13 protein-coding genes are annotated in these 15,378 nt (G+C 60.5%); 12 read left to right on the top strand and 1 reads right to left on the bottom strand.

Annotated features, from left to right (window positions below):
- The first annotated feature begins 147 nt into the window (after positions 1–147).
- From tldD to AB3N21_RS01850, 5 genes are all read left to right on the top strand, one after another.
- Positions 148–1,569, top strand: a complete 1,422-nt coding sequence (gene tldD / locus AB3N21_RS01870) for a metalloprotease TldD (RefSeq protein WP_367933618.1) — start codon at positions 148–150, stop codon at positions 1,567–1,569.
- A 239-nt stretch (positions 1,570–1,808) separates the two neighbouring features.
- Positions 1,809–2,963: a DNA-processing protein DprA gene (gene dprA / locus AB3N21_RS01865; protein ID WP_367933617.1), complete on the top strand. Its 1,155-nt coding sequence runs from the start codon at positions 1,809–1,811 to the stop codon at positions 2,961–2,963.
- Between the two features lie 230 nt (positions 2,964–3,193).
- A complete protein-coding gene (gene topA, locus AB3N21_RS01860; protein WP_367933616.1) occupies positions 3,194–5,836 on the top strand; it encodes a type I DNA topoisomerase in 2,643 nt (880 codons plus the stop codon).
- Between the two features lie 233 nt (positions 5,837–6,069).
- The gene (locus AB3N21_RS01855; protein ID WP_367933615.1) at positions 6,070–6,774 is read left to right on the top strand and encodes a CoA transferase subunit A; all 705 of its coding nucleotides are present in this window, start codon (positions 6,070–6,072) and stop codon (positions 6,772–6,774) included.
- Positions 6,774–7,400 carry a 3-oxoacid CoA-transferase subunit B gene (locus AB3N21_RS01850; RefSeq protein ID WP_367933614.1) on the top strand — a complete coding sequence of 209 codons (627 nt, stop codon included), beginning with the start codon at positions 6,774–6,776 and terminating at the stop codon, positions 7,398–7,400. Before AB3N21_RS01855 ends, AB3N21_RS01850 begins: the two co-directional genes overlap by 1 nt.
- Positions 7,401–7,449: 49 nt before the next feature.
- Here AB3N21_RS01850 and AB3N21_RS01845 read toward each other — a convergent pair whose 3' ends face one another.
- Complete coding sequence (locus tag AB3N21_RS01845; protein WP_367933613.1) at positions 7,450–8,298, bottom strand: lytic transglycosylase domain-containing protein; 849 nt, start codon at positions 8,296–8,298, stop codon at positions 7,450–7,452.
- Between the two features lie 358 nt (positions 8,299–8,656).
- On the opposite strand from AB3N21_RS01845, the gene AB3N21_RS01840 reads away from it, so the two are divergent.
- The 7 genes from AB3N21_RS01840 (at position 8,657) to AB3N21_RS01810 (ending at position 15,373) form a co-directional block, all read left to right on the top strand.
- Positions 8,657–8,851 (top strand): hypothetical protein, encoded by a 195-nt coding sequence (locus AB3N21_RS01840; RefSeq protein WP_367933612.1) that lies wholly within the window; start codon positions 8,657–8,659, stop codon positions 8,849–8,851.
- Positions 8,852–8,938: 87 nt separating this feature from the next.
- Entirely contained in the window at positions 8,939–9,139 is a 201-nt protein-coding gene (locus tag AB3N21_RS01835) for a hypothetical protein (RefSeq protein WP_367933611.1), read from the top strand.
- A gap of 186 nt (positions 9,140–9,325) precedes the next feature.
- Positions 9,326–10,189, top strand: a complete 864-nt coding sequence (gene cpaB, locus AB3N21_RS01830) for a Flp pilus assembly protein CpaB (protein ID WP_367933610.1) — start codon at positions 9,326–9,328, stop codon at positions 10,187–10,189.
- Positions 10,190–10,381: 192 nt separating this feature from the next.
- A complete protein-coding gene (locus tag AB3N21_RS01825; RefSeq protein WP_367933609.1) occupies positions 10,382–11,827 on the top strand; it encodes a type II and III secretion system protein family protein in 1,446 nt (481 codons plus the stop codon).
- A 17-nt stretch (positions 11,828–11,844) separates the two neighbouring features.
- The gene (locus AB3N21_RS01820; protein ID WP_367933608.1) at positions 11,845–12,474 is read left to right on the top strand and encodes an OmpA family protein; all 630 of its coding nucleotides are present in this window, start codon (positions 11,845–11,847) and stop codon (positions 12,472–12,474) included.
- 196 nt (positions 12,475–12,670) lie between these two features.
- Entirely contained in the window at positions 12,671–13,906 is a 1,236-nt protein-coding gene (locus AB3N21_RS01815) for a CpaE family protein (RefSeq protein ID WP_367933607.1), read from the top strand.
- Between the two features lie 21 nt (positions 13,907–13,927).
- Complete coding sequence (locus AB3N21_RS01810) at positions 13,928–15,373, top strand: CpaF family protein (protein ID WP_367933606.1); 1,446 nt, start codon at positions 13,928–13,930, stop codon at positions 15,371–15,373.
- The last annotated feature ends 5 nt before the right edge of the window (positions 15,374–15,378 follow it).

The following is a 15,378-nucleotide window of genomic DNA, read 5'->3' as shown; positions in this document are numbered from 1 at the left end:
CCCTGATCGGGCGGCGTGAATCAAGACGCACTCCACCCGTTGTCTTTGGCTGCGTTAAAAATCATATTCCGGGGACTAGATAAAGCAAAATGCTTGCGTCAAACGGACGCTATTTTTGATCTGGATCAAACCCGAAAGGTCCGCGCCATGCCCCAAGACCCGTTTCGCCCCCTTGAAACCGCGCTTCCACGCGACGAAGCGCTTAACGTGCTAAGGGCGGCGACCGACGGAGCCGACGATGGCGAGCTGTTCGTCGAGCGCCGCAAGTCCGAGGCGCTGGTCTTTGACGACGGGCGCCTGCGGAGCGCGTCGTATGACGCCTCCGAAGGGTTCGGGCTGCGCGCGGTGCAGGGTGAGGTGGCGGGCTATGCGCATTCCACCGAGGTTTCGATTCCCGCGCTGAAGCGCGCCGCCGAAACCGCCCGGCTGGCGGTGGGCGATGGCGGCGGTACGCTGGCTGACGCGCCGCGCGCCACCAATACACGGCTTTATGGGGATGACGATCCGATCGAATCGGCCAGCTTTCCGGTCAAGATCGACACGCTGCGCGAGATCGACGCCTTTGCCCGCGATCTGGATCCGCGCGTGGTGCAGGTCAGCGCCTCGCTCGCCGCGTCGGTGCAGGAGGTCGAGATCCTGCGTCCCGACGGGGTGCAGATGCGCGACGTGCGGCCGATGACCCGCCTCAATGTCTCGGTGATCGTGGAACAGTACGGGCGGCGCGAAAGCGGCTCGGCGGGTGGCGGCGGCCGCGTCGGGCTCGACGGGCTGATCGACCCCGCCGACTGGCGGGCCAAGGCGCGCGAGGCGCTGCGGATCGCGCTGGTCAATCTCGACGCCGTTCCTGCTCCGGCCGGTGTCATGGAAGTGGCGCTTGGTCCCGGCTGGCCCGGCATCCTGCTGCACGAGGCCATCGGCCACGGGCTGGAGGGCGATTTCAACCGCAAGGGCAGCTCGGCCTTTGCAGGCCTCATGGGCCAGCAGATCGCGGCCAAGGGCGTGACGGTGGTGGATGACGGCACAATTCGCGACCGCCGGGGCTCGATCACCATCGACGACGAGGGCACGCCGAGTTCTCGCACGGTTCTGATCGAGGATGGCGTGCTGACCGGCTATATGCAGGACCGCCAGAACGCCCGCTTGATGGGGGCTGTACCGACCGGCAACGGGCGGCGGCAGAGCTTTGCACACAAGCCGATGCCGCGGATGACCAACACGATCATGCTGGGCGGCGAGGCCGATCCGGCGGAACTGGTGGCCGAGATCAAGGACGGCATCTGGGCCGTGGGGTTCGGCGGCGGTCAGGTGGATATCACCAACGGCAAGTTCGTCTTTTCCTGCACCGAGGCCTACCGCGTGCAGAACGGCAAGATCGGCGCGCCGGTCAAGGGGGCGACGCTGATCGGCGACGGCCCCTCGGCGCTCAAGCGCATTCGGGGGCTTGGCAACGACATGGCGCTGGACCCGGGCATGGGCAATTGCGGCAAGGACGGGCAATGGGTGCCGGTTGGGGTCGGGCAGCCGACGGTGCTGATGGATGGGCTGACCGTAGGTGGCTCGGCGGCCTGAGTCGCGATTCAAGGGGTTTTGCGGGCGCGGGTTAACCCTGCGCCCGGTTTGATTCTAGGGCCGGGTGATAATCCGGCATGGGAAAGCGTCACGGCGAAAGTCTAGAAAGTTTTTTATTTTCAGTGTATTGCCTTTGATCTCCGGATGTTTCGGAGAGAATACGCGTCTAATTTTCGGCGATTCACGCGCTGTTAACTCCGACCCGCGTAAACCGGTTTTGCAAACAGGCGGAGCAACGGATGGCCGAGGAACAGCTTTCTTCCTATCACCCCCCACTCCCACCCACCACGGAAGAGGATCGGTTTTCGTGGCTTCGTCTTTTGCGCTCGCGCAAGGTCGGTCCGGCGACATTCCGGCGGCTGATGCGCGAACACGGCACGGCGCAGAACGCGCTTGCCGCGCTGCCGGAAATGGCGCGGGCCGCCGGGATCGAGGGCTATGAAATCTGCCCGCCCGGCGTTGTGGAAGCTGAGCTAAAGGCCGCAAAAGCCGTGCGTGCGCGGCTTTTGTGCCTGGGCGATCCGGATTATCCGAAACACCTGCTGGATCTGCAGGACACGCCGCCCGTTCTGTGGGCCATCGGCGAACCGGCGCTGTTGCGGCGCCCAGCGATTGCCCTGGTGGGCGCCCGCAACTGTTCGTCGTTGGGCACCCGGATGGCGCGGGCATTGGCCCATGATCTGGGGAAACAGGGCTATGTCATCGTGTCGGGCCTTGCGCGGGGCGTGGACACGGCGGCCCATCTGGCCGGGCTGAGCACCGGCACCATAGCAGTGATGGCAGGTGGGGTTGACGTGGTCTATCCGGCGGAAAACACCCATCTGGCGGCGGATATCGCAGCGCAGGGCCTGCGCCTGTCCGAACAACCGCCCCGCATGACGCCGCAAGCACGGCATTTCCCGCGCCGCAACCGGATCATCTCGGGGCTGGCGCAGGCGGTGGTCGTGGTCGAGGCGGCGGCCAAGTCCGGCAGCCTGATCACCGCCCGCGATGCGCTGGATCAGGGCCGCGAGGTGCTTGCCGTACCCGGCCATCCCTTTGACGTGAGGGCGGCGGGCTGCAACCTGCTGATCCGCGACGGCGCGCGTCTGGTGCGCAACGCAGAAGATGTGATCGAGGCGCTGCCGATGCAGGCCGAAGCCGCCCCGCCGAAACCGGTGCAGGAGATCATGAAGGATCTGCCCCCGCCCCCGCCGCAGAAGCGCAGCCTGAAACAGACGGCCCGTCTGCACATGCGCATTCTCGACCGGCTTGGCCCCTCGCCGCTTGCCGAGGATCAGCTGATCCGGGATCTGTCCTCGAACGCCGGAGATGTCGGCCCTGCGCTGGTCGATCTGGAACTGGACGGGAAGATCCAGAGGCAGGCGGGCGGATTGCTGTCCCGCGTGGAGTGAGCGCGGCACGTCCGGATGGCCGTCGGTTCCAAACCAGACGGGGCAACCGATCCCACATGCCTCAAGGCCGGATTTCGATACCTGCCTGCCCCGTCCCCGGCCTGGCCTGGCCCCCGTTTTCACGCAGCGTTTTCGCCCCCGAACGGAACGGATTGACAATCCACCCTTGCGCTCCACATCTTGCACCGCCATAGAAAGCGCCATGTCCGTCGAATGAGGTTTTCTCTTAAATGCCTGTAGTTGTTGTAGAATCCCCTGCCAAGGCGAAAACGATCAACAAATATCTCGGCCCCGACTACACGGTTCTGGCCTCTTATGGCCATGTGCGCGACCTTCCGGCCAAGGACGGATCGGTCGATCCCGACGATCAATTTGCCATGACCTGGGAGGTCGGCACCGACAGCCGCAAACACGTCAAGGCCATCGCCGACGCGCTCAAGGACGACAACGCCCTGATCCTCGCCACCGACCCCGACCGCGAGGGCGAGGCGATCAGCTGGCACCTGCAGGAGGCGCTGACCAAGCGCCGCTCGATCAAGAAGGACACCGCCGTCAGCCGCGTCACCTTCAACGCGATCACCAAGGATGCGGTGGCCGAGGCGATGCGCAATCCACGCGAGGTGGACATGCCGCTGGTCGAGGCCTATCTGGCGCGCCGCGCACTGGACTATCTGGTGGGCTTCAACCTCAGCCCCGTGCTGTGGCGCAAACTGCCGGGCGCCAAATCGGCGGGCCGGGTGCAATCGGTGTGCCTACGCCTGATCGTCGAGCGCGAGATGGAGATCGAGGCGTTCAAGCCGGTGGAATACTGGTCGATCAAGGCGCTGCTCGAAACCCCGCGCGGCCAGAGCTATGAGGCGCGGCTGGTCAAGCTGGCGGGCAACAAGCTCGACAAGATGGACATCCGGAACGCCACGCAAGCCGAACTGGCGGTGCAGGCGATCACCAGCCGCGCGCTGTCCATCCAGTCGGTCGAGGCCAAGCCCGCCAACCGCAACCCCTCGGCCCCGTTCATGACCTCGACCCTGCAGCAGGAGGCCAGCCGCAAGTTCGGCATGGGTGCGCGCCAGACCATGAGCGCGGCGCAGCGGCTCTATGAGGCGGGCTATATTACCTATATGCGGACCGACGGCATCGACATGGCGCCCGAGGCGGTGATGGCCGCGCGCGACGCGATCAAGGATCGTTACGGCGCGGAGTATGTCCCCGACAGCCCGCGCATGTACAAGAACAAGGCCAAGAACGCACAGGAAGCCCACGAATGTATCCGCCCGACGGATATGACGCGCGACGCCAAGACGCTGAAACTCACCGATGACGATCAGCGCAAGCTGTACGATCTGATCTGGAAACGCACCATCTCGTGCCAGATGGCGGCGGCGCGGCTGGAGCGCACCACGGTCGAGATCGGCAGCGATGACGGTCAGGTGGGCCTGCGCGCCACCGGTCAGGTGGTGCTATTCGACGGGTTCATGCGCGTCTACGAGGAAGGCCGCGACGATGTGGCCGATGAGGATGAAAGGCGCCTGCCCCAGGTCATGCAAGGCGAACCGGCGGTCTTTGCCAAGGCCTCGCTGGCCGATCAGTTCGCCAAGGCCACCGGCGAGGTGCAGGTGACCGAAGGCGCCAAGATCGGCAAAGAGGCGATCCTGTCCGAAAACGAAGCGGTTCTGGCCCTGCAGCACCACACCCAGCCACCGCCGCGCTATACCGAGGCGACGCTGGTCAAGCGAATGGAAGAGCTGGGTATCGGCCGCCCGTCGACCTATGCCTCGATCGTGACCACGATCCAGGACCGCGAATATGTGCGCAAGGACAAGAACCGGCTCATCCCCGAGGAGAAGGGCCGGATCGTCACCATCTTTCTGCTGAACTTCTTCCGGCAGTATGTCGGTTATGAGTTCACCGCCAATCTGGAAGAACAGCTGGACGATGTCAGCGCCGGGGATCGCGACTACAAGGATCTGCTGGGCCGGTTTTGGCGCGATTTCTCGGCGGCGATTGGCGAGACGTCCGAGCTGCGCATCTCGGAAGTGCTGGACAAACTGGACAAGGCGCTGGCGCCGCAGCTTTATCCGCCACGCGAAGACGGGTCCGATCCGCGCATCTGTCCCAAATGCGGCACCGGACAGCTGCATCTGAAAACCTCGCGCACCGGCGGGTTTGTCGGCTGCGGCAATTACCCTGAATGCCGTTATACCCGGCCTCTCAATGGTGATACCGATGACAGCGGCGACCGGGTGCTGGGTGAGGATAATGGCGACGAGATCAGCCTGAAGAAGGGCCGGTTCGGACCTTATGTGCAGCGCGGTGAGATCACTGAGGACAACAAGAAACCTCCGCGCGCCAGCCTGCCGCGCGGCTGGTCTGCCGAGGATATGGATCTTGAAAAGGCGCTGGTTCTGCTCAGCCTGCCGCGTGAGATCGGCCAGCATCCCGATGGCGGGTTGATCACCGCCAATTTCGGGCGCTTCGGGCCGTATCTGCACCACAAAGCCCCGGATGAAGAAAAAGGCATCTATGCCAATCTCAAGGATCCGGCGGATGTGTTCGAGATCGGCATGAACCGCGCCGTGGAGCTGCTTGCCGAGAAACGGGCCAATCCCGGCGGGCGCGGACGGGCGGCAGCCAAACCGCTCAGAGAACTGGGCGAACATCCCGAAAGCGGCGGTCCGGTCAACGTGATGGACGGACGTTATGGGCCGTATGTGAAGTGGGAAAAGGTCAATGCGACCCTGCCCAAGGGCATTGAACCTGCGGATGTGACCATGGAGATGGCCGTTCAACTGATTGCTGAAAAGGCGGCCAAGAAGGGAACCAGGAAAAAGGCCCCTGCCAAGAAGAAGGTCACCAAGAAGGCCGCAACGGACTGAGCACAAAGGGCCTGGCACCCCGCCGGGCTTTTTCATTGTATTGCGTTTCGGGAAAACTGGAATCGACAATACCCTGCCGTGCTTCGCGCTCTCGGGACATTGGCCATCAATGATGTTTCAGGTGCTTCCCGAAACGCTTTAAGTAGAAATACCATTCCCCCTTGGTTTCATTGACTTCCCCGTGACGTGGCGGCACAACCGGCGCAATCACCAAGTCATTGGGGGAGTTTTCCATGAAGAAAGTCTATGCCAATGCCGCCGAGGCACTCGACGGGCTGCTGTTCGATGGCATGTTCATCGCCGCCGGCGGCTTCGGCCTGTGCGGCATTCCCGAACTGCTGCTCGACGCGATCAAGGATGCAGGCACCAAGGACCTGACCTTTGCGTCCAACAACGCGGGCGTGGATGATTTCGGCATCGGCATCCTGCTGCAAACGCGGCAGGTGAAAAAGATGATCAGCTCGTACGTGGGCGAGAACGCCGAGTTCATGCGCCAGTATCTGAGCGGCGAGTTGGAGCTGGAGTTCAACCCGCAGGGCACGCTGGCCGAGCGGATGCGCGCCGGTGGTGCAGGCATTCCGGGCTTTTACACCAAGACTGGCGTGGGCACCGTGATTGCAGAGGGCAAGGAGCATAAGGATTTTGGCGGCGAGACCTATATCCTTGAAAACGGCATCTTTGCCGACCTCGCCATCGTCAAGGCGTGGAAGGCCGATGACACCGGCAACCTGATCTTCCGCAAGACCGCGCGCAACTTCAACGTACCTGCCGCCACCTGTGGCAAGGTCTGCGTGGCAGAGGTTGAAGAGATCGTTCCGCGCGGCTCGCTCGACCCCGATAACATCCACCTGCCGGGCATCTATGTGAATCGCATCATTCAGGGCGATCACGAAAAGCGCATCGAACAGCGCACCACCCGTAAGAAGGAGGAAGCATAATGCCCTGGGACCGCAATCAGATGGCCGCACGCGCGGCGGAAGAGCTGGAAGACGGCATGTATGTGAACCTCGGCATCGGTATTCCGACGCTGGTGGCGAACTATGTGGGCGACAAGGACATCACCCTGCAATCCGAGAACGGTATGCTGGGCATGGGCCCTTTCCCATATGAGGGTGAAGAAGACCCCGATCTGATCAACGCCGGCAAGCAGACGATCACCGAGCTGGCCCGCACGGCGTATTTCGACAGCGCCACCTCGTTCGCGATGATTCGCGGCGGCAAGATCGCGGCGGCGATTCTGGGTGCGATGGAAGTGGCCGAAAACGGCGATCTGGCAAACTGGATGATCCCCGGCAAGCTGGTCAAGGGCATGGGCGGCGCTATGGATCTGGTTGCCGGTGTGGGCCGTGTGGTGGTGGTGATGGACCACACCAACAAGCATGGCGACTCGAAGGTGCTGAAGGAATGCACCCTGCCGCTGACCGGCAAGGGCGTAGTGGATCGCATCATCACCAATCTGGGCGTTCTGGATGTGGTCGAAGGCGGCCTGAAGATCGTGGAACTGGCCGATGGCGTCACCGAAGACGAGATGCGGGCAGCCACTCAGGCGACACTGGTCAACTGATTTTCGTCAGAGACAAGCGCAAAGGCCCGCCTTAACAAGCGGGCCTTTCTTATTGAATGGAAGTGAAGACGCAGCCGTCCGAAACCAACTCCGGCGGCGTGGCACAGAGCGCCCGCGCGACTTTGAAGGCCGCGAGAACCTTGGGGACATAGTCTCGTGTCTCGGAATAAGGCGGCACGCCGCTGTGTTTGCGCACTGCCCCCTCTCCGGCGTTGTATCCGGCGAGGACGAGAATCGGGTCGTTGTTGAACTCTTTCATCAGCCAGTCGAGATATTTCACCCCTCCGGCAATGTTCTGATCCGCGGACAGGCTGTCCTCGACCCCGAAGCGCTCGGCCGTCGCTGGCATGAGCTGCATGAGTCCCTGAGCTCCGGCCGTGCTGACCGCATCCGTGCGCCCGGCCGATTCCACCGATATGACGGCCAGCACCAGCGCGGGCGACACCTTGGTGCCGATGGTCGAGCGCAGAATTGACACGCCCTGCGCGCGCGCGATGTCCTGAAGCGCCTGCAATCTGGGCGCGGCAACCTCCGCGCTCGAAACGGCTTGCAAGGCCTGATCGAACTGCCGCGTTCCGGCGGATGTCAGCTCGGGTGAAACCGCCTCCCAAAACCGGGTGTACTTGCCCGGTTTCGCCGGAGCGGGTTTGGGGGCCGGCTGTGGAAGCGTCGCAACCTCGGGTATGTCGAGCTCCTTGCCGGTGCTTCTGGCATAAGGGGCCGCGGCATGTTCCTCGGCGCTGATCTGCACGGTGATTTTCGGGCGCGTCCCGGGCTTGGGCGCCTTGATCCGCTTGAACACAGGTTTGGCCGAGGGATCGGTTGCCTCGGTCGCCATTACGCCAGAGCAGGCCAGCGCCAGCGCGCCAGCGCATATTACTGCTATCCGGAGGTTCATCTGCCCGCCTCACGTTCTGTTTTGGAGAAATTTGTTAATGAAATCCGTCCATAAGGCCAGAAAAACCTGTCGAATTGGGGCAGTTTCGCCTCATTTGATACCAATCTGCATCGGTTGCGATCGGTGACCCAACGGATATCAGATTTTTTTTCTTTAGAAATCAGTGAGATGTGTAAATTCTAAGAAAAAAGTTAAGCTCAAAGCGAAAAATTCGCGTTTTGGCCCAATTCCTGCCACGGGTGAACGTCAAACATGTATCCATACCGCGACGGACAGGTACCAAACGAGAGAGAGATGGTTCCGGACGACGCCGAGGTAAGGAAGATGAGTTTTTAGATCCTGTAGGAGGGACATTACCATGATCAAGTTCTTCAAGAACTTCCGCAAAGACGAAGACGGCGCAGTAACTGTTGACTGGGTCGTGCTGACCGCAGCCGTTGTTGCCCTGGCAGCAGTTGCTTACGGCCAAGTACGTTCGGGCGCCAGCGACCTGGCAAACAGCGTTGAAAGCGCGCTGACCGGTGTGAGCGTTCTGACGCCTGACTTCAACTAATACCACATTAGTTGCCAAACAAGTTAACCACGGGGCCACGCCTTTTAATCAAAGGCGTGGCTTTTTATACAGTAACGGTTGAGTGACATGGCTAAAGAAGAACATGCGAATAATTTCTGGACGGACGAAAGCGGCGCCATCACCGTAGACTGGGTTGTTCTTACGGCGGGGATCGTGGGTCTTGCCGGAATCGTTTACACTTATCTGAGTGGACCCGTCGACGGTATCGACGCCAAAACCGGAAGCGCGCTTTCGAGCGTCTCGGTGCCGAAGATTTCGTTCGACTGACGCTGCACAGGCTCACGCACACGAAACTCTGCTCGGGCCATTTGCCTCGATTTTCTCAGAATCGGCAACAATATCGCGACTCTTGTCCCTCTTTTCGACACAATTCGCCATTAATCTGCATACTGAACCGACGGCGTATTCGCTACATGCGCCGCATCCCGAAATAAGCTGAAAAAAGGTGTAACAATGCGAGTTGTTTTTGGCCTTGTCCTGCTCGTCGGCGTTGCTCTTGCAGGCGGCGCGGTAATGATGGCGCGGAATTACATCAACGCCTACCAGGCCGAGTTGGCTCGCGAACGCCAGGCGCGTGCTCAGATAGTTCCGACAACGGACGTCTTTGTTGCAAACAAAGCCTTGCGGTACGGCGTCCGCCTGACCAAAGCCGATGTGCGCATCGTCAAATGGCCAGAAAACGCGATCCCCGAAGGCGCATTCACCGATGCCGCCGTACTGTTCCCCGAAGACCAATCCGACAACCGCTTTGTCCTGCGCGCCATGGAAAAAGACGAAGCCATCATGGCAATCAAGGTGACCAAGCCCGGAGAGGAAGCGGGTCTGACTTCCAGGTTGCAGCGCGGAATGCGCGCTTTTGCGATTCGGGTTGACGTGGCTTCGGGCGTGTCCGGTTTCCTGCGGCCAGGCGATTTGATTGACGTCTACTGGACCGGCGGCGGTATCGGAGATGCCGTGGAAGGCACCGCCAGCAAAGAAATCACGCGCCTGATTCAGACCAACATTCAGTTGATTGCCGTGGATCAGATTGCCGGTGGCGATGTGACGGGTACCACAATCGCCAGAACGGTGACCGTGGCCGCGACACCTGAGCAAATCGCTTCTTTGGCGCAGGCCCAGAACACCGGGCGACTGTCTCTGGCACTGGTTGGCGCAGAGGATGACACGATCGCCTCGGCGGTCGAAGTAAACCAACGGAAACTCCTGGGCTTGGGCGAAATCGAAGCTGCACCGGAACAGACCGAGGAAAAAGTCTGCACGATTCGAACCCGCCGGGGGGCCGAGGTTGCAGAAATTCCAATCCCCTGCACAAACTGATTGAAAACAGCGACTTAAGCTTGAGGGGCCGCGTGACGACGCGGCCCCGTTTTTTGTGATTGTTGCGCATTCTCCACATAAGGAACTGTCCGGAAACCATTGATTCTTGCAATAAATCCTGAACTCGCGCAGAGTATCGGCAAGAATGGGCGCAAGACCCTAAAACGAGGCGTGATCGGAGAGGCAGGTCACATGAAAATCAGTTCCTGGCTAAAGCCGACCCTGCTGGGGTTGGCAATTGTATTGAGCCCGGTCGGCGAGTCCGCCTGGGCCCAAAATCTTCGCGTGGTTAAGAAGGGCGTGGCAGAAATGCTGGAAGTGCCCATGAACCGCGCCGTTGTGGTGGAAAGCGATGAGCCTTTCGCCGAACTCAGCATCGCGAATGCGGGTATTGCGGACATTTCGTCTCTGTCGGATCGCACGATCTACGTGTTGGGCAAGTCACCTGGCCTTACGACGCTGACCCTTTTTGACGCGACCGGCAACCTGATCGCGAACGTCAAGGTTCGGGTCGCACCGGATGTCACCGAGTTCAAGGAACGTCTGCGCCAGATTCTGCCCGGTGAGCAAATCGAGGTTCGCACCGCCAACGACGGGATCGTACTGTCGGGAATTGTTTCCAGCTCAGCTCGTTTGGCGCGCGCGTTGGAACTGGCTGAGCGCTATGCGCCCGAGCGGGTTTCGAATCTGATGGGCGTTGGCGGTGTCCAGCAGGTCATGCTGAAGGTCCGCTTTGCCGAAATGGAGCGGTCCGTGCGGAAATCCCTGAGTTCATCTCTGGGCCTTGGCGGCCTTGGCGCTGGAGTGACGGCTGGAACCGGCACTTTGAGCAGTTCAGGCGCTTTGAATAACGCTTTGGGGCTATCATCATTCGGAGGACCTCCCGGTCTGGACGGGACGATTCCGGGTGTTAATGAGAACAACGGTGCAATTCTGTTTGGATTTGGCGTCGGTTCCACGCAAGTCAGACTCCTGCTGGAAGCACTGGAACAAAAGGGCGCCGTCAGAACATTGGCTGAACCGAATCTATCGGCCCTCTCCGGTCAAGAGGCCAGCTTCCTCGCCGGTGGTGAATTCCCGATCCCGATTGCACAGGAAGACAATACGATCACGGTCGAGTTCAAGCCGTTCGGTGTCGAAATGAAGTTCCGCCCACGCGTCGTCGATGGCGATGTGATCAATCTTGAACTGATAGCGGCCGTTTCGGAAATCGACCCGTCAAACAGTATTGTGATCGGTGGTCTGGAGCTTCCGGCATTTACGCGCCGCGAAAGCCAAACAACCGTTGAGATGCGGGACGGAGAGAGCTTTGCCATCGCCGGTCTGATCCGGGATGACTTCCTTGATAGCAACTCTCAGATCCCATGGCTCGGTGACGTGCCAGTTCTCGGCACGTTGTTCCGCAGTGCCAACTATCAGCGCAGTCAATCCGAGCTCGTGATCATCGTTACGGCACATCTTGTGTCTCCGACACGGGGAGAGGCGCTTGCCCTGCCCACGGATCGGGTCAAACCGCCGAGTGAAGCCGATTTGTTCCTGTTCGGACGCACAACCCGCACTGAGCGGCCGCGTAGCGGAGCAGCCTCGGACATCGCGAAACAGGATTTCAGCGGCTCTTACGGCTACGTGCTGGAATGATTGGGAGGAAGGCACCAATGCGAAAACTGATTGTCACGTTGGGTTTGACGGTCGCCATCACCGCCTGTTCACGTGAGGCGGGTTATCAGATCGACGCCGGCACGTTCGGCAACGCGACGCTGAACAACGCCCAGATTCATAACGGGCAACTGAGCTATGCCCAGATCCTCGGAGAGCGTTTCGCCAACGAGGTTCCGAATCAGATCAACTTTGCCTTTGACAGCGCACAACTGGATGCGACCGCTCAACAAATCCTGATCCAGCAGGCTGATTGGATCAGGCAGTTCCCCGAAGTTCGCTTCCGAGTCTATGGACACACCGACGCCGTGGGTTCCACCGGTTACAACAAAAGCCTCGGATTGCGCCGTGCACAGGCGGTCGTTGCATTCTTTGCAAGTCAGGGCATTTCGCGCTCCCGCCTCGAAGCCGTTGTTTCTTTTGGGGAAACTCGGCCACTGATCGCGACATCCGATCGCGAACGCCGCAACCGTCGCACCGTGACGGAAGTGTCCGGATTTGTTGATCGTCATCGCACTGTTCTCGACGGCAAATATGCCGAGGTTATTTACCGCGAATATGTCCAAAGTGCGCGAACCCGTACCGACATTCGCACTGAGCGCCGTGCGACCGCAACAGAACAACAATAAACTGAATTGGGCGGCATCGTCGCCCAATTCCCTACAATTGGTTCTTTTCGGCCCAAATCTCGCCCAACTTCCCAGCGACGTTGTCTCCACTAGGTGACCTGCGGCCAGAATTGACCGCATCTGGGCAACGGTGGGCTGGAACACGGAAAACGCTGTTCAATCAATCCGCCGCGCCTTCGCAAAGAGGATTATGGTTATGAGCAGCGTTACGCCGCCCCCTGAAACGAGCCCCATTCTGGCCTGTACGGTCAGCCGGGATGTTCAGAATTTCGATCTGCTGATCGAGGACATGGAAGCTGCCTTGGGGGAGCGATGGGGTGATCTCGGCTTTGCCGAGGCGCTGGCCTTTTTCGGCCAACCCGAGGCGGAAACGCTTGAATTCATTGCGCTTGCCATTGATGGCGAGGACGAAGACAACCTGGTTCTGATGAGCGAAATCATCACGCAGGCAAAATCCCGAAACATCAAGGTCGTCCTGATTGCCGAGGATGTTACCCCGGCATCCCTGCACCAGTTGCTGCGCAAAGGGGCGGACGAATTTGTCCCCTACCCGCTTCCGGAAAACGAGTTGCAGGAAGCGATCGACCGGCTCAACAAGCCTGAGCCCGCGCCGCAGGTTCAGCACAATACGGCACAACTGGCGTCGGGCGAATCGAAAGAGGGCGCCCTATTCGTTGTTCAGGGACTGGCAGGCGGTGTCGGGTCGACCACACTGGCCGTGAACCTGGCCTGGGAACTGGCCACCGTTTCGGAAAAGGACGCGCCCAGCGTCTGTTTGCTGGATCTGGATCTGCAATACGGATCGGTGTCGACCTATCTTGACCTGCCGCGCCGCGAGGCCGTGCTTGAAATGCTGTCGGAAACCGATGCCATGGACGAAGAGGTGTTTGGTCAGGGTTTGCTGAGCTTCGAAGACAAGCTTCAGGTCCTCACGGCACCGGCCGACATGGTGCCGCTGGACATTATTACTCCGGAAGATGTGCAGCGCGTGATCGATATGGCCCGCGCACATTTCGACTATGTTGTCGTGGACATGCCCAAGACTCTGGTGCACTGGTCGGAAACCGTGCTTCAGGCCGCGCATGTCTATTTTGCCCTGGTCGAACTGGACATGCGGTCGGCCCAGAACGCGCTTCGTCTGAAGCGCGCGCTGCAGGCCGAGGATCTGCCGTTCAACAAGCTGCGGTTTGCGATGAACCGGGCGCCGAAGTTTACCGACCTGAGCGGCAAGGCCCGGGTGAAACGCATGGGCGAAAGCCTTGGTATCTCTATCGATCTGCAACTGCCGGACGGAGGCAAGCAGGTTCTTCAGGGTGCCGATCACGGAACTCCCCTGGCGTCTTCGGCACCCAAGAATCCGCTGCGCCGGGAAATTGCAAAGCTCGCCCAGTCGCTGCACGCATTGGGCAGCAGCGACGCCGAAGCCGCATAACTCTAGCCCGAGGGGGAGCACGTGTTTTCACGCTACAAAAAACAATCGGCCGCTGAGCCAGTCGCCGAAAAAGCGAAGGCGGCGGCCGCCGCCGAAGCTGCTGCAGCCGCATCTGCTCCAAAACCAACTGTTTCGATGCGTAAACCGGTGCAACAGCGCCCGGCCGAGCCGAAGATGGCGGACCGCGATCGCAAGCGCAAAGAGCGTTTGGGCGAGATCAAGGTCGAGTTACATCGCGAATTGCTGGAAAATCTCAACCTTGCGGCCCTCGAGCATGCCGCCGAGGCCGAGTTGCGCACTGAGATCAGCTCGATCGCGAGCGAGATCCTCGAGCAGCGCGGCGTCATTCTAAACCGAGAGGATCGGACCCAGCTCAACAAAGAGCTGTACGATGAGGTGACGGGGCTTGGCCCGCTAGAGACTTTGCTCCGGGACGACTCGGTCAACGATATTCTCGTCAACGGCCCGCAGCAGATTTTTGTGGAACGGTTCGGCAAGCTGGAACTCAGCGACATCACGTTCAAGGACGAACGCCACCTGATGCGGATCATCGACAAGATCGTGTCCGCCGTGGGCCGTCGTGTCGATGAATCCAACCCTTACGTGGACGCCCGCCTCGCGGACGGCTCGCGTTTCAACGCGATGGTGCCGCCGATTGCGGTTGATGGCTCGCTCGTCTCGATCCGGAAATTCAAGAAGGACAAGCTGGGCATTGACGATCTGGTCAATTTCGGCGCCTTCACCGAAGAGATGGCCGCTTTTCTTCAGGCCGCCGTGGCCACGCGGCTGAACATTATCGTTTCGGGCGGTACCGGTTCGGGTAAAACCACCACGCTCAACGCGCTGTCGAGCTTCATCGACAACGCCGAGCGCATCCTGACCATTGAGGATACGGCGGAACTTCAGCTGCAGCAGACCCATGTGGGCCGGATGGAAAGCCGCCCGCCCAACGTGGAAGGCAAGGGTGAGGTCAGCCCGCGCGACTGTCTGAAAAACGCCCTGCGGATGCGCCCCGACCGCATCATCGTGGGTGAGACGCGTGGCGCTGAGGTGATCGACATGCTGCAGGCCATGAACACGGGCCACGACGGGTCGATGACCACGATCCACGCCAACTCGGCCCGCGACGGGATTTCGCGTCTTGAGAACATGATTGCGATGGCAGGCATCGAAATGCCCATCAAGGCCGTGCGCAGCCAGATCTCATCCGCTGTGAACCTGATCGTTCAGGCCAGCCGCTTGCAGGACGGCTCACGCCGCATGACCTCGGTGACCGAGATCACCGGCATGGAAGGCGATGTGATCTCGATGCAGGAAATCTTTCGTTTTCAACGCGTTGGCCTGACACCAGACAACAAGATCATCGGTCATTTCACCGCCACCGGCGTGCGCAGCCACTATTCCGAGCGCTTCCGCCTGTGGGGCTTCGATCTGCCGCCGACGATCTACGAACCTACAACCATGTAAGGCAC

The organism is Ruegeria sp., from assembly GCF_040830605.1.
Classification (GTDB): domain Bacteria; phylum Pseudomonadota; class Alphaproteobacteria; order Rhodobacterales; family Rhodobacteraceae; genus Ruegeria.
The sequence above is the reverse complement of the archived record's forward strand: the minus strand, read 5'-3'. Positions and strand labels throughout refer to the sequence as shown.

Excerpts from the sequence above, each read along its gene's own strand:
- tldD (WP_367933618.1), top strand. The coding sequence starts at position 148 with ATGCCCCAAGACCCGTTTCGCCCCCTTGAAACCGCGCTTCCACGCGAC.
- dprA (WP_367933617.1), top strand. The coding sequence starts at position 1,809 with ATGGCCGAGGAACAGCTTTCTTCCTATCACCCCCCACTCCCACCCACC.
- topA (WP_367933616.1), top strand. The coding sequence starts at position 3,194 with ATGCCTGTAGTTGTTGTAGAATCCCCTGCCAAGGCGAAAACGATCAAC.
- AB3N21_RS01855 (WP_367933615.1), top strand. The coding sequence starts at position 6,070 with ATGAAGAAAGTCTATGCCAATGCCGCCGAGGCACTCGACGGGCTGCTG.
- AB3N21_RS01850 (WP_367933614.1), top strand. The coding sequence starts at position 6,774 with ATGCCCTGGGACCGCAATCAGATGGCCGCACGCGCGGCGGAAGAGCTG.
- AB3N21_RS01845 (WP_367933613.1), bottom strand. The coding sequence starts at position 8,298 with ATGAACCTCCGGATAGCAGTAATATGCGCTGGCGCGCTGGCGCTGGCC.
- AB3N21_RS01840 (WP_367933612.1), top strand. The coding sequence starts at position 8,657 with ATGATCAAGTTCTTCAAGAACTTCCGCAAAGACGAAGACGGCGCAGTA.
- AB3N21_RS01835 (WP_367933611.1), top strand. The coding sequence starts at position 8,939 with ATGGCTAAAGAAGAACATGCGAATAATTTCTGGACGGACGAAAGCGGC.
- cpaB (WP_367933610.1), top strand. The coding sequence starts at position 9,326 with ATGCGAGTTGTTTTTGGCCTTGTCCTGCTCGTCGGCGTTGCTCTTGCA.
- AB3N21_RS01825 (WP_367933609.1), top strand. The coding sequence starts at position 10,382 with ATGAAAATCAGTTCCTGGCTAAAGCCGACCCTGCTGGGGTTGGCAATT.
- AB3N21_RS01820 (WP_367933608.1), top strand. The coding sequence starts at position 11,845 with ATGCGAAAACTGATTGTCACGTTGGGTTTGACGGTCGCCATCACCGCC.
- AB3N21_RS01815 (WP_367933607.1), top strand. The coding sequence starts at position 12,671 with ATGAGCAGCGTTACGCCGCCCCCTGAAACGAGCCCCATTCTGGCCTGT.